Raw genomic sequence first — 13,240 nt, forward strand, 5'->3', positions numbered from 1 at the left:
ACAATAGCGGGGTATGCACGTTCCTCACGCTCCCGCTTGGCGCACCCGACGTTTCTGGATTGACCTTGCCCGCCCGCGCGTGATGGGCATCGTCAACGTCACGCCGGACTCGTTTTCCGACGGCGGCGTCCATGCGGACACGGCCAGCGCCCTGCGCCACGCCGAGGCGCTGCTGAGGGAGGGAGCCGACATCCTCGACATCGGTGGCGAATCGACCCGACCCGGCGCGCCGCCGGTGCCGCTCGAGGAGGAGCTGGCGCGCGTCGCTCCGGTGGTGCGCGAGGCGGTGCGCTGGGGCGTGCCGATCAGCATCGACACCTCCAAGCCCGAGGTGATGGCCGAGTGCCTGGCGCTGGGGGCCGACATCGTCAACGACGTTTGGGCGCTGCGGCGCACGGGCGCGGATGGCCGCAGCGCCGAGGACGTGGTGGCGCAGGACCCGGCCTGCGGCGTGGTGCTGATGCACATGCACCGCCAGCCGCAGGACATGCAGGTGCAGCCGATGCAGGGCGACGCGGTGCCGCAGGTGCGTGAATTCCTTGCCGCGCGGGCGCAAGCGCTGCTGGCGCGCGGCGTGGCGGCTGAGCGCATCGTGCTGGACTACGGCATCGGCTTTGGCAAGACGGTGGAGCAAAACCTCGATTTGCTCGCCCGCCAGCGCGAGCTGCTGGCGCTCGGCTGGCCGCTGCTGGCCGGCTGGTCGCGCAAGTCCACGCTGGGGCGCCTCACCGGCGTGGCGGTGGCCGCCGAGCGGCTGGGGGCGAGCGTCGCCGCGGCCATGCTCGCGGTGCAGCGCGGCGCGCGCATCGTGCGCGTGCACGACGTCGCCGCCACCGTGCAGGCGCTGCAGGTCTGGATGGCGTTGAACGAAAGGGAAAGCGACAGGGAGGACGCATGACGACACGACAGTACTTCGGCACCGATGGCATCCGCGGCACGGTGGGGCATCCGCCGATCACGCCGGACTTTGCGCTGCGGCTGGCGCACGCGGTCGGCCAGGTGCTCAGGCGCACCGAGGCGCGGCCCACGGTGCTGATCGGCAAGGACACGCGCATCTCCGGCTACATGCTCGAGTCGGCGCTGGAGTCGGGCTTTGCCTCCGCCGGGGTGGACGTGGTGCTGCTCGGGCCGGTGCCGACGCCGGCGGTGGCGTACCTGACGCGCGCGCAGCGGGCGAGCCTCGGCGTCGTCATCAGCGCCAGCCACAACCCCTACCCGGACAACGGCATCAAGTTCTTCAGCGCCCACGGCACCAAGCTGCCCGACGAGTGGGAGCTGGCGGTGGAGGCGGCGCTGGCGCAGCCGCCGGCGTGGGTGGAGTCGGCGGCGCTCGGCGCGGCGCGGCGGCTGAACGACGCCGCCGGGCGCTACATCGAGTTCTGCAAGAGCACCTTTGCCCCGGACCTCAGCCTGCGCGGGCTCAAGATCGTGGTCGATGCGGCGCACGGCGCGGCCTACCAGATCGCGCCGGCGGTGTTCCACGAGCTCGGCGCCGACGTGGTGCCGATCGGCTGCAGCCCCAACGGCCGCAACATCAACGACGGCGTCGGGGCTACGCATCCGCAGACGCTGATCGCTGCGGTGCGCGCGCACGAGGCCGACCTCGGCATCGCGCTGGACGGCGACGCCGACCGGCTGCAGATGGTGGACGCCAGCGGCCGCCTCTACGACGGCGACGAGCTGCTGTACGTGCTGGCGGACGACCGCCTCGGCCGCGACGAGGTGCTGCCGGGCGTGGTCGGCACGCTGATGACCAACATGGCGATCGAGCAGGCGCTGGCCGCGCGCGGCGTGCGGCTGGTGCGCGCCAAGGTCGGCGACCGCTACGTGCTGGAGGAGCTGCACCGCCACCACTGGCTGCTGGGCGGGGAGGGTTCCGGCCACCTGATCATTCTGGATAAACAAACCACCGGCGACGGCATTGTCTCGGCGCTGCAGGTGCTGCAGGCGTGCCTGCGCCAGCAGCGCACGCTGGCGGAGGTGCTGCGCGGCGTGGAGCGCTTTCCGCAGGTGCTGCGCAACGTGCGGCTGGCGCCGGGCGCGGACTGGCGCGCCAACGCCGCGCTGCAGCAGGCGCAGCGCGAGGCCGAGGCGGCGCTGGGCTCCAGTGGCCGCGTGCTGATTCGCGCCAGCGGCACCGAGCCGGTGCTGCGCGTGATGGTGGAGGCGCGCCGCGCCGAGGACGCCGAGCGCTGGGCGGAGGCGTTGGCGCAAGCCGCTCTGTCGCATCCGGCGTTGGCAGCGGCGGCCTAGCTCGGGCGGCGGGGATGCGTTTTCCCCGCAACCACGGACTGCGCGCGCTAGCGCCGCGCGGCGGCCAAAAACGCCTCCAGCATCGGGGTGGGATCCAGCATCGCCTCATCGTCCAGGCGGTGAAATTCGGGGTGCCACTGCACCCCGAACACAAATGGGCGGCCTTGATAGCGAATCGCTTCAATCAAACCATCGGGCGCGGTGGCCTCAACCGCCAAGTCGCGGCCCAGCCGCTTGATCGCCTGGTGATGAATCGAGGCCACCATGCGCCCCGGCAGCGCCCCGTTCCAGCGCTCCAGCCAGCCCCCAGGGGCCAGCTGCACTTCGTGGCGGTGGCGGTCGTAATCGGCGGTTTCATGTGCAATCGCGTGCGGCACCAGCGCAGCGATGTCTTGATAAAGGCTGCCGCCGAAGGCCACGTTGATCAACTGCATGCCGCGGCAGATGCCCAGGATCGGCTTGCCGGCCTCGAGGAACTCGTGCACCAGCTCCAGCTCGTAGGCGTCGCGCACCGGGTCGCCGGCCCACTCGGGCTTGAGCGGCTCCTCGCCGTAGGCGCGTGGGCTGACGTCGGCGCCGCCCTGCAGAATCAAGCCATCCAGATACTGCGCGTAATCGCGCACCCGAATGCTGCTGCGCTGCAGCGCGCCATCTTGCAATACCGACGGGATCATCAACACCAGCGTGTCGCGCGAGGCGGCCCACTGCGCCACCGACTGTTCCAGCACCTGCAGCGTCTTGGTGCGCAGGCCGGTGCCGCCGGCTTCGGGATGGAAAATGCGGGCCGACAGGCCGATGTGCACGGGGCGATGACGTCCGAACATGGCAAGCGCGCTCAAGGGTAGGCTTTGCGATGATAGACCGCCGCGCGCTGGCTCGGTTCAGTCCGCGCGCCGCCACAGCGCCTGCCCGGCGCGGATCGTGCCGCCCGGCTCGATGCCGTCGGCCAGCCGCCAGTGTGCCGGCACGAACAGGATGAGGGTCGAGCCGTGCTCGAACCAGCCCATCTCCTGCCCGCGGCTTAAGCTCGCGTCGCACGGCAGCTCGTGCGGGCCGCGCCAGCGCAGGTGCAGCGTGACGTCGAGGAAGTGCAGCCGGATGCTGGCCACCAGGATCGCCGCCACCGGCACCAGCGCGATCGGGCTGCCGTCCGGCAGCGTCGCCTCGATCAGCGCGCGCTCGTTGCGGCAGAACAGCCCCGGGATACGCCGCAGCGCCGGGGGGTTGACGTTGAAGACGTCGCCGCTGACGTAGCGCACGCGCCGCACGTGCAGGTCGGCCGGGGCGTGGAAGCGGTGGTACATCGTCGAGGTCAGCCGCAGCGTGACGAAGCGCCCGTTGGCGTGCACGGCGGCGGCCTCGGGGCCGATCAGATCCTCCAGCCGATAGGGCATGCCCTTGGCCTGCCAGACGGTGGTGCCGTGCACGTCGCCGCAGGCGCCGACGATGGCGTCGCACGGGCTGCACAGCACGTCCGGGTCGGGGTCGAAGGGGCGCGCGCCGTCGCGCAGCGCGCGCGTGAAGACGTCGCGCAGGCTGCGGTAGTCGGCCGGGGCGGCCTCGCTCAGGTCCAGGTCCGCAAACAGCCGCCACACCGCCAGCGCCAGCCGCGTGAAGGTTCGGTTCTCGATGCGGCTCAGCCGCCCCATCAGCAGGGTCAGCGCCACGCGCGGCACGTGGTTGGTCAGCGCAAAGTTGAGCGGCTCGTGTTGCAGCACGCGGTCGCGCCAGGCGCGCCAGCCGGCCCGCGCGGGCTGCGATTTCACAGGCGTGTCAAAGGGCATACGTAGAACTGTCGCGCAACGCGTTGAAGGAATGGTGACACCGATGCTCGAACCGGTCTGGTGGGGGGCCGCCGCGGCGCTGGCGGCCGCGCCGTGGGGCTGGCGGCGGCTGCGTCTGTCGCGCGCCAAGGCGCCGTCGCTTGCGGGGCACCCGCGCATGGCCAAGCGCGTGGCCCGCTGGCTGCCCGGCTACGCGCTGCAGGCACCGCAGGCGTTCGCGCTGGACGGCGCGCCGGCCGACGTGCTGCAGGCGCGTCTGCAGGGCTGGCAGGCGCTGTCGCAGCGACTGCGCACAGCTGCGCCGCAGACGCTGGCGCTGACCGCGCAGGCGCGCGAAGGCATGCCGGACCTGCGCCTGACCGGGCGCTACCGTGTGCCGTATCCGTTCGCGCAGCTCGCGCGCGAGCTGCCGGTGGGCGCCTTCTGGGCGCGCAACGACGGCCCCTGGCTGATCGACCTCGATGGCAACCGCTTCCTCGACCTGACCGGCTCCTACGGCGTCAACATGCTGGGGCTGGACTTCTACAAGGGCACGATGGAGGAGGGTGCGCGCCTCGGCGCGGCGCTGGGGCCGGTGCTGGGCGGCCTGCACCCGTGCGTGGCCGACAACGTCGCGCGCCTGAAGGCCTTGAGCGGCATGGACGACGTGACGTTTCACATGTCCGGCACCGAAGCGGTGATGCAGGCCGTGCGGCTGGCGCGCTACCACACCGGGCGGCGCTACGTCGTGCGGTTTGCGGGCGCCTACCACGGCTGGTGGGAGGACGTGCAGCCCGGCCCCGGCAACCCGCTGCCGCCGCGCGAGACCTACACGCTGGCGGACCTGAGCGAGGCGACGCTGGAGGTGCTGCGCACGCGGCGCGACATCGCCTGCGTGCTGGTCAACCCGCTGCAGGCGTTGCACCCCAACCGCGCCGCGCCGAGCGACTCCACGCTGGTCAGCGGCGCGCGCGCGGCGGCCTTTGACCGCGACGCCTACGCGCGCTGGCTGCAGCGCCTGCGCGAGGTCTGCACCGAGGCCGGCATCGCACTGATCTTCGACGAGGTGTTCGTCGGCTTTCGCCTGGCGCCGGGCGGCGCGCAAGCGTATTTTGGCGTGCAGGCCGACCTGGTCTGCTACGGCAAGACGCTGGGCGGCGGCCTGCCGGTCGGCGTGGTCTGCGGCAAACGGCGCTGGATGGAGCGCTTTCGCCCCGAGCGCCCGGCCGACCTGTGCTTCGCGCGCGGCACCTTCAACGCCCACCCCTACGTCATGGGGGCGATGAACGCCTTCCTGCGCGCGCTGGATCGGCCGGAGGTGCGCGCCGCCTACGACGGGCTGGAGGAGCGCTGGCGCGCGCGCGAGCGGCGCTTCAACGCGGCGCTGCAGGCCGCGGGGGTGCCGGTGCGGGTGGCGGCGCTGTCGTCGATCTGGACGGTGCTCTACACCCAGCCGGGGCGCTACCACTGGCTGCTGCAGTACTACCTGCGCGACGCGGGACTGGCGCTGAGCTGGGTCGGCACCGGGCGGCTGATCTTTCCGATCGCGCTGGAGGAATCAGTGTTCGAGGAGACGCTGCAGCGGTTTCTCGCCGCCTGCCGGCGCATGCAGGCCGACGGCTGGTGGTGGCGCGACGAGACGCTGCCGCCCGAGGCGTGGGCCCGCCGCCTTCGCCGCGGCCTGCTGCGCGAGACGCTGCAAGCGTGGTGGCGCGGAAGAAAGCAGCACGGCGCGGGGGCGCCGCCTGACGCCGCGGCTGCCCGCTAAGGCTTGGGCTGCCCGGCCCGTGCGGGCGACCCCAGCGCTGCAGGCTGTTGTCGCCGAAGCAGCGAGCCTTGGCGCGCGAGCCGCGAACGGGCTAGGTTGCCGCCGTCAACCGGCGCGCGGATGACCCGGGTCGAGCAGCTGACCGCGCAGCAAATAAAGCGGCGCGCGGTGGTAGAGCTTGATGTCGTGAAACGGGTCGGTGAGGATCTTGGTGACCCAAACCACGCCAGTGTAGAGATCGCGCTCGACCCACAACTGCAGCACGCGCACCAGCAGCCCGCCGACGCCAATCGCCAACCACAGCCAGCCGACGTTGTGCCAGAAGCCGCGCCAGTCTTCATGCGGCTCCAGCCACCCGAACGCCGTCGGATCCCACACCAGCAGCAGCGGCGAGGCCGCCCACACCGTCATCAGCACCACCTTACGCTTCAGGTTGTAGCCGACCTTGACCGCTTCCTTGTATTCGTGCGTCACCTGGTTGACGTGGTCGTAGCCTTTGGGCTCAAAGAAGAAGTGGCCGGATTGGCGCGTCACCATCGAGACGCCCCACGCGATCAGCGCGGCGGTGGCCGGGTCATGGAACAGCCATACATAGGCCACCACAAAGCTGATGGCGCTGATCAGGTGCAGCGTCTGGTTGATGCGGCTTTGGTGGTAGTAGCGGTGGTCATCCCAGCGCTGCTCGCGCAGGGTGTGCAAAAAACGTTGCAGCATCATCGGGCAGCCTTATCCAGCAAAGGGTCAGAGGGGTTGGAAGGGTGGCCGGACGTCCGCTCGGTCGCCGCAGCCTCGCGGCGGCGGGGATCCGGTCCACGTCATGCTCGCGACATCGTGTGACATCGCCGTGACACATGAACGCTAAGACGTCGATGTCACACGCTTGTCGCAAGCGCGGCCGATGCTGTGCGGCATGGATGCGCGCCTGACGGTTGAAAATTTCCCGCCCCGCCGCACGCTGCTGCGTGTTTCGGTGGTCACTGAAACCTTTCCGCCCGAGGTCAACGGTGTGGCCACCACGGTGGAGCGGCTGGTGCGCGGGCTGCAGCTGCGCGACCACCACGTGCAGGTGGTGCGCCCGCGCCAAGACAGCGACGCCTACGACCGCGACGGCAGCCGCTTGGGTCTGGAGCAGGTGCTGACACGCGGCTTGCCCATTCCGCGTTACCCGCAGTTACGCATGGGTCTGCCGGCGCAGCGCGCGCTGCAAGCGCTGTGGATGCGTCGCCGTCCGGATATCGTGCACATCGCCACCGAGGGGCCATTGGGCTGGTCGGCGCTGCGCACCGCGCGCAAGCTGCAGCTGCCGGTGAGCTCGGATTTTCGCACCAACTTCGACGCTTACAGCGAGCATTACGGCGTGGGCTGGCTGCGCCGTTCGGTGCAGGCTTACCTGCGGCGCTTTCACAACCACGCCGACTGCACGCTGGTGCCCACAGAGGGTTTGCGCCAGCAGTTGCGCGCTGCGGGGTTTGAGCGGCTCATCGTTGTGCAGCGCGGCGTGGATGTCGATCGTTTCACCCCCGCGCTGCGCAACCCGGCGTTGCGCGCGGTTTGGGGGGTGGGGCCCGACGAGCGCGTGTTGTTGTACGTCGGACGGCTGGCGCCGGAAAAAAATCTTGAACTCTTGGCCTCAACGTTTGAGGCGATGCTTGCGGTGCAGCCCCGCTGGCGCCTGGTGGTGGTGGGCGACGGCCCGCAGCGCGGCTGGCTGGCGCAGCGTTGCCCGCAGGCGGTGCTGCTGGGTGCGTTGCACGGCTCGGCGCTGGCGCAAGCGTATGCCAACGGCGATTTGCTGGCGTTTCCGAGCTTGACGGAGACTTTTGGCAACGTGACGCTGGAGGCCCTGGCCAGCGGGCTGCCGGTGCTGGCGTTTGACTACGCGGCCGCGGCCGAGGTGGTGCGCCATGGCGAAAGCGGTCTGCTGGCTCCGGTGGGCGATGCGCAGGCTTACCTGCAATGTGCGCGCGCGGTGGCGGGTGACGATGCGTTGTTGCAGCGCTTGCAAGGTGGCGCCGTGCATGCGGTGCAGCACTTGGGCTGGGGGCGCATTGTCGAGCAGGTGGAGTCGATTTGGTTGCGGCTGCTGGCGGCGCACGCTGCTGGGCCGGCGGTGGTCAAGTCGTCGCCGTGGTGGGACGGTCTGCCCGCCACCGGCGCGTGAGACCCCACAGCAGCGCCAGTCCCAGCGCCATCGTCACCCCGAGCGCCGACAGCAGCGGCACCAGCGGCCAGTCGGCGCGCATCGCCCAAGCCAACGCGCCCAGCATCACGAGGACGCTGGCATTTTCGTTGAAGCCCTGGATGGCGATCGACTGCCCCGGCTGCAGCAGCCGATGGCCTCGGTATTGCAGCAGCGCGTTCATCGGCACCACCAGCATCCCGCCCAGCGCGCCGATGACCAGCAGCCCCAGCACCGCGAGCTCCAGCTCGCGCGTGTGCACCGCCACCGCCAGCAGCGCGCCCAGCGCCACGCCCAGCGGCAGCACGCGCCAGGCCCGGCGCAGCTCCACCTTACGGGCGGCCCAAGCTGCGCCCGCGACCACCCCCAACGCCACGGTGGCTTGCAGGTAGGCAGCCTGGGACAGCGCCAGATCGAGTTGCAGTTCGGCCCAGCGCAGCACCGCGATTTGCATCAGCGCGCCAAACCCCCAGAACCATGTGGTCACGGCCAGCGATAGCCCCCCAAGCGGATCGCGCCACAGGCGCAGGTTGTCGCGCCAAAACCGGGGCCAAAGCGCAGGCCATTCTCGCGCGGGCAGGCCGCGCCGAACCGGCCGTGACGGGATGCGGCGGTTGCACCAGGCCGCCAGCACATACAAGGTCAAAACGGCGGCAAAGGCAGGCAGCAACGCGGTCGGCGGCAGCCACGGCGGCAGCCCCAGCCAAGCCGCGGCTTGCGGCGCTTGCCAAGCCGGCGAAACCCACCATCCGCCCAACGCGGTGCCCAGCAGCACCGACAGCACCACCGACACTTCCACCCAGCCGTTGGCGGCCACCAGGTCGCGCCCAGGGGTTGATTCGGTGATCCAGCCATATTTGGCTGGCGCATACAGCGCCGCGCCCAGGCCGAGCATCGCGAACGCCACTAGTGGATGCAGGCCAGCCACCAGACCTGCCACCGCCAGCGCTTTCAAGGCATTCATGCGGCCCATCAGCACGTTTTTGCGCACCGCATCGGCCCATGCCCCTGCGATCGGCGCCAGCAGCACATAGCTCCAGGTGAACACCAGTTTCAGCAGCGGCGCCCACCAAAGCGGGTGGCGTTGCTCTTGCAAATACGCAATCGCGACGATCAGCACCGCGTGGTCGGCCAGTCCTGAAAAAAACTGCGCCGCCACCAACCAAAAAAAACCCGCCGGCATCGAGCCCGCACTCTGACGCGTTTGCATGACAGCCGCATGAAGCGCTGCCGCTTGCCGCACGCGTCACGCGATTGACACGGAACCGCCAACGCGGCGTCATGGCGGCTTCCAACAATGCCCTGTCAGCGGGTCTTGCCGACGCCGCCTGTGCCCTGAAGCGGAGAAATCGCCCGATGAAAGAGTTGCCGATCCCGACGCTGCACTTAACCACTTTAGTGGGGGGCCAGACCCCCCCGGGCCGCTTGGCCGGGAGGTTGCTTCCAGCGCGCCCGACTGAGCGGGCCGCAACCCCGGCAGCCCCGTTGGAAGTGGTCTGGGCGCGCCACCTCGACGAAGTCCGCGCCGCCCAGCGCTTAAGGTATCAGGTGTTTGCCGAGGAGATGGGCGCGCGCCTACGTACCCCACTGCCCGGTCATGACGTGGATCTGTTCGACGATTATTGTGAGCACTTGCTGGTTCGCGAAGCGGGCAGCGGCGAGGTGATCGGCACCTACCGCGTGCTGACCCCCGCGCAGGCCAAGCGCGTCGGCTGCTTCTACAGCGACACCGAGTTCGACCTGACGCGCCTGCGCGCCCTGCGCGAGCAGATGGTGGAGCTGGGCCGCTCCTGCGTGCACCCGCAGCACCGCCACGGCGGCGTGATCATGGCGCTTTGGGGGGCGCTGGCAGACTTCATGGTGCGCAACCGGCTGGACGTGATGATCGGCTGCGCCAGCATCCCGATGCACTACGAGGGTCCGCACGGCATGGCCGGCGGCGGCCACGCCGCGGCCAGCATCTGGCGCCAGGTGCGCGAGCGCCATCTGGCGCCGGTGGAGTTCCACGTTACGCCGCGGCTGCCGCTGCCGGTGCACGAGCTGGACGACACCCTGCCGGTGGAGCCGCCGGCGCTGGTCAAGGGCTACCTGCGGCTGGGCGCCAAGGTGCTGGGCGCGCCGGCCTGGGATCCGGACTTCAACACCGCCGACTTGCCGATGATGATGCGGTTGGCCGACCTGCCGCCGCGCTACCGCCGTCACCTGCTGGGGGCATAATGGTGCGCGCCTGGTGGGCCGGGGCAGCCAAGCGAATGGCAGCAGCCGCCCCTCAGCCCCCGTTGCCTGCTGCCTGGGATGACGAGGACGGCCTGCCGCGCAGTGGCGAGCGTTTGCGAGCGGTCTTCATCTCCGATGTGCATCTGGGCACGCCGGGATGTCAAGCCAAAGCGTTGCTGGCGTTCCTCAAGGCGCATCCCAGCGACCGGCTGTATTTGGTCGGCGACATCATCGATGGCTGGCAGCTGCGCCGCCGCTGGTATTGGCCGCAAAGCCACAACGATGTGGTGCAAAAAATCCTGCGGCGTGCACGCAAAGGCTGCCACGTGATTTACATACCCGGCAACCACGACGAGTTTGCGCGGCACTTCGTTGATCATCAGTTTGGCGGCGTGGATGTGGTGGCCGAGGCGGTGCACGTCACCGCCGACGGCCGCCGGCTTTGGGTGACGCACGGCGATCTGTATGACGGCGTGGTGCAATATGCCCGGTGGTTGGCCTACCTTGGCGATACGCTCTACGAGTGGGCGCTGCGTCTGAACCGTCATCTCAATTCCCTGCGCGCGCGCTTGGGCCTGCCGTATTGGTCGCTGTCGCAATACCTGAAGCATCGGGTCAAGTCGGCGGTCAATTTCATCACTCGGTTTGAGCAGGCGCTGGCCCACGAAGCGCGCCGCCGAGGCTTGGACGGCGTCATCTGCGGCCACATTCACCGTCCGCAGATCCGCGTGATCGACGGGGTGTTGTATTGCAACGACGGCGACTGGGTCGAAAGTCTAAGCGCCTTGGTGGAGCACCGCGATGGCCGCCTGGAGTTGGTGCACTGGGCGCATCCCACTGTGCCGCTGGCGCAGACCCAAACGGCGCCGGCTCCGTCGGGGGCAACGGTCACCAAGCCGTCTTAAAATGCACAAGCAGGCGCGAAACCCGGTTTTTTCCTTGCCGCGTCCTGCATGCGGCCTGTTTGTTGTGCCTGCACCATGACCGCCACCCCCATCTTCCGCCACGCTTTTCTCGATCGCGACCAAAGCATCCTGGCCTTCAACGAGCGCGTGCTTGACTGGGCATGCCGGCGTGATGTGCCGTTGCTGGAGCGGCTGCGCTACTTGGCCATTGTGTCGTCCAACCTGGACGAATTTTTCGAAGTGCGTTTTGCGCCGCACCACGCCGCGCGCTTGGCGGGGGAACAACGCGGCGCGGCCACGGTGGAAACTTATCACGCGCTGACGCAGCGCATCCATGCCTTGGTCGATCGCCAATACGCCATTTACAACGACGAGCTGTTGCCTGCGCTGGAAAAACGCGGCATCCGCATCATCACGCATGGCGAGCGCAATCCCCATCAACGCCGCTGGGTGCGCGATTATTTTGTTCACGAGGTGCAGCCGCTGTTGTTGCCGGTGGCGTTGGATCCGGCGCACCCGTTTCCGCAAGTGGCCAACAAGTCGCTCAACTTCATCGTGCGGCTCGGGGGGCGCGACGCGTTTGGTCGCGAGCATGAAATCGCCATCGTCAAAGTGCCGCGGGCGCTGAAGCGCTTTGTGTTGATGCCTAGCGCCCAAGGCTCGCGCCAGCAGCATTTTGTATCGATCTCCAGCATTATCCGCGCGCATCTGCCGGATCTGTTTCCTGGCCGCACGGTGCTGGAGTTTTCGCAGTTTCGCGTCACGCGTCATTCCGACCTTGCGCTGGACGAGGAGGAGGTCAAGAACCTGCGCACCGCGTTGCGGCTGGGGCTGCAGCAGCGTCACTTCGGTCAGGCGCTGCGGCTGGAGGTCTCGGCCGGCTGCTCGGACTTTTTGGCTAACTTTTTGCTGGAGCAGTTCGAGCTGCCGCCGGAAAGCCTCTATCGCGTGCCGGGGCCGGTCAATCTCGTGCGGCTCAACCAGCTTATTGACTTGATCGACGCCCCGGCGTTGCGCTTTGAGCGCTTCTCGCCAGGCTGGCCGGTGGGGCTAACGCCGGGGCAGTCGTTCTTCGAGCGGCTCAAGCAAGGGGACGTGCTGATTCACCAGCCCTACGAGAGTTTTGATGCGGTGCTGGCTTTTTTGCGCGAGGCGGTCGAAGACCCCGATGTGCTGGCGATCAAGCAGACGATTTACCGCACCGGCTCGCGCGGCGAAATGACCGAGCTGCTGCGCGAAGCCGTGCGCCGCGGCAAGGAAGTCACCGCGGTGGTGGAGCTCAAAGCGCGCTTTGACGAAGAGGCCAACATCAACCACGCCGAGCGACTGGAATCGGTGGGGGCACAGGTTGTTTACGGCATTGTTGGCTTGAAGACCCATGCCAAAATGTTGCTGGTGACGCGGCGCGAAAACGGTCGTCTGGTGCGCTATGCCCACCTCTCGACCGGCAACTACAACCCCAGCACGGCCAAGCTTTACACGGATCTTTCGTATTTGACGGCGGATGAAGATTTGACGGCGGATGTCGATGCGGTTTTTGGGCACCTGGCCAGCCAAAACCGGCTGCCCAAACTGCGCAAGGCGCTGATGGCGCCGTTTCATTTGCAAAAAGGCTTGCTGGAGCGCATCGAGGCATGCGCCGCTGCGGCCAAAGCCGGCCAGCCCGCGCAAATTCTTTTGAAGATGAACGCGCTGACCGACGAGCCACTGGCGCGCGCGCTGGTGCAGGCTTCGCAGGCCGGTGTGGAGATCGACGCCATCGTGCGCGGCGCATGCATCTTGCCGGCTGGCGTGCCTGGCCACACCGAGCGGGTGCGCATCCGCTCCATCGTGGGCCGCTTTTTGGAGCATTCGCGGGTGTTTTATTTCCGCTACGGTGACCACGAAGAGCTGTGGCTGTCCAGCGCCGACTGGATGAACCGCAACATGCTGCGCCGCGTGGAGTTGGCTTGGCCCGTGACGGATCCTCAATTGCGTGCGCGCATCATGGACGAATGCTTGCACCTGTATCGATCGGATCAGCGCGACGCCTGGCTGTTGCAACCGCACGGCGAATACATCAAAGCTTCCAGCCTTGCCGGCAAGACCAGCCGCAGCGCGTTGGTGTCGGCGCAGACGCAGCTGATGACCCGCTACGGAACCCGGGGGTGAGCAA

Annotated in this window: 10 protein-coding genes and 1 pseudogene; 7 read left to right on the forward strand and 4 right to left on the reverse strand. The window is 68.6% G+C overall.

All coding sequences use genetic code 11. From position 1 onward, the window contains the following. Positions 1-13 precede the first annotated feature (13 nt). Both folP and glmM read left to right on the forward strand, forming a co-directional pair. Complete coding sequence (gene folP, locus Talka_RS01385; RefSeq protein WP_143889257.1) at positions 14-898, forward strand: dihydropteroate synthase; 885 nt, start codon at positions 14-16, stop codon at positions 896-898. After that, entirely contained in the window at positions 895-2,253 is a 1,359-nt protein-coding gene (glmM, locus tag Talka_RS01390) for a phosphoglucosamine mutase (RefSeq protein WP_143889259.1), read from the forward strand. The genes folP and glmM overlap by 4 nt, the downstream gene beginning before the upstream one ends. Positions 2,254-2,300: 47 nt before the next feature. Here the strand turns inward: glmM and Talka_RS01395 are convergent. Both Talka_RS01395 and asd read right to left on the reverse strand, forming a co-directional pair. Continuing rightward, a pseudogene (locus Talka_RS01395) lies at positions 2,301-3,062 on the reverse strand (gamma-glutamyl-gamma-aminobutyrate hydrolase family protein); the annotation flags it as partial. A 72-nt stretch (positions 3,063-3,134) separates the two neighbouring features. Further along, positions 3,135-4,019: an archaetidylserine decarboxylase gene (gene asd, locus Talka_RS01400; RefSeq protein WP_246100514.1), complete on the reverse strand. Its 885-nt coding sequence runs from the start codon at positions 4,017-4,019 to the stop codon at positions 3,135-3,137. A 61-nt stretch (positions 4,020-4,080) separates the two neighbouring features. Between asd and Talka_RS01405 the strand changes: the two genes are divergently transcribed. Next, positions 4,081-5,784, forward strand: a complete 1,704-nt coding sequence (locus Talka_RS01405) for an aminotransferase class III-fold pyridoxal phosphate-dependent enzyme (protein WP_143889264.1) — start codon at positions 4,081-4,083, stop codon at positions 5,782-5,784. Positions 5,785-5,889: 105 nt separating this feature from the next. Here Talka_RS01405 and Talka_RS01410 read toward each other — a convergent pair whose 3' ends face one another. Continuing rightward, a complete protein-coding gene (locus Talka_RS01410; RefSeq protein WP_246100515.1) occupies positions 5,890-6,501 on the reverse strand; it encodes a hypothetical protein in 612 nt (203 codons plus the stop codon). Positions 6,502-6,694: 193 nt separating this feature from the next. Between Talka_RS01410 and Talka_RS01415 the strand changes: the two genes are divergently transcribed. Beyond that, entirely contained in the window at positions 6,695-7,945 is a 1,251-nt protein-coding gene (locus Talka_RS01415; protein ID WP_246100516.1) for a glycosyltransferase family 4 protein, read from the forward strand. Here Talka_RS01415 and lplT read toward each other — a convergent pair. After that, the gene (gene lplT / locus Talka_RS01420; protein ID WP_246100517.1) at positions 7,899-9,173 is read right to left on the reverse strand and encodes a lysophospholipid transporter LplT; all 1,275 of its coding nucleotides are present in this window, start codon (positions 9,171-9,173) and stop codon (positions 7,899-7,901) included. The two genes, Talka_RS01415 and lplT, sit on opposite strands and share 47 nt — an antisense overlap. A 146-nt stretch (positions 9,174-9,319) precedes the next feature. Between lplT and Talka_RS01425 the strand changes: the two genes are divergently transcribed. From Talka_RS01425 to ppk1, 3 genes are all read left to right on the forward strand, one after another. Further along, the gene (locus Talka_RS01425; RefSeq protein ID WP_143889266.1) at positions 9,320-10,180 is read left to right on the forward strand and encodes a GNAT family N-acetyltransferase; all 861 of its coding nucleotides are present in this window, start codon (positions 9,320-9,322) and stop codon (positions 10,178-10,180) included. Beyond that, on the forward strand, positions 10,180-11,085 hold the full coding sequence (locus Talka_RS01430; protein WP_143889268.1) for a UDP-2,3-diacylglucosamine diphosphatase: 906 nt from the start codon (positions 10,180-10,182) through the stop codon (positions 11,083-11,085). The genes Talka_RS01425 and Talka_RS01430 overlap by 1 nt, the downstream gene beginning before the upstream one ends. 75 nt (positions 11,086-11,160) lie before the next feature. Next, positions 11,161-13,236, forward strand: coding sequence for a polyphosphate kinase 1 (ppk1, locus tag Talka_RS01435; RefSeq protein ID WP_246100519.1), 2,076 nt, complete (start codon positions 11,161-11,163; stop codon positions 13,234-13,236). The last annotated feature ends 4 nt before the right edge of the window (positions 13,237-13,240 follow it).

The organism is Tepidimonas alkaliphilus (assembly GCF_007556595.1).
In the GTDB taxonomy this organism is placed as follows: domain Bacteria; phylum Pseudomonadota; class Gammaproteobacteria; order Burkholderiales; family Burkholderiaceae_C; genus Tepidimonas; species Tepidimonas alkaliphila.

Bases quoted from the DNA above. Each gene is read 5' to 3' on its own strand.
- folP (WP_143889257.1), top strand. From the start codon at position 14: ATGCACGTTCCTCACGCTCCCGCTTGGCGCACCCGACGTTTCTGGATT.
- glmM (WP_143889259.1), top strand. From the start codon at position 895: ATGACGACACGACAGTACTTCGGCACCGATGGCATCCGCGGCACGGTG.
- Talka_RS01405 (WP_143889264.1), top strand. From the start codon at position 4,081: ATGCTCGAACCGGTCTGGTGGGGGGCCGCCGCGGCGCTGGCGGCCGCG.
- Talka_RS01410 (WP_246100515.1), bottom strand. From the start codon at position 6,501: ATGATGCTGCAACGTTTTTTGCACACCCTGCGCGAGCAGCGCTGGGAT.
- Talka_RS01415 (WP_246100516.1), top strand. From the start codon at position 6,695: ATGGATGCGCGCCTGACGGTTGAAAATTTCCCGCCCCGCCGCACGCTG.
- lplT (WP_246100517.1), bottom strand. From the start codon at position 9,173: ATGCAAACGCGTCAGAGTGCGGGCTCGATGCCGGCGGGTTTTTTTTGG.
- Talka_RS01425 (WP_143889266.1), top strand. From the start codon at position 9,320: ATGAAAGAGTTGCCGATCCCGACGCTGCACTTAACCACTTTAGTGGGG.
- Talka_RS01430 (WP_143889268.1), top strand. From the start codon at position 10,180: ATGGTGCGCGCCTGGTGGGCCGGGGCAGCCAAGCGAATGGCAGCAGCC.
- ppk1 (WP_246100519.1), top strand. From the start codon at position 11,161: ATGACCGCCACCCCCATCTTCCGCCACGCTTTTCTCGATCGCGACCAA.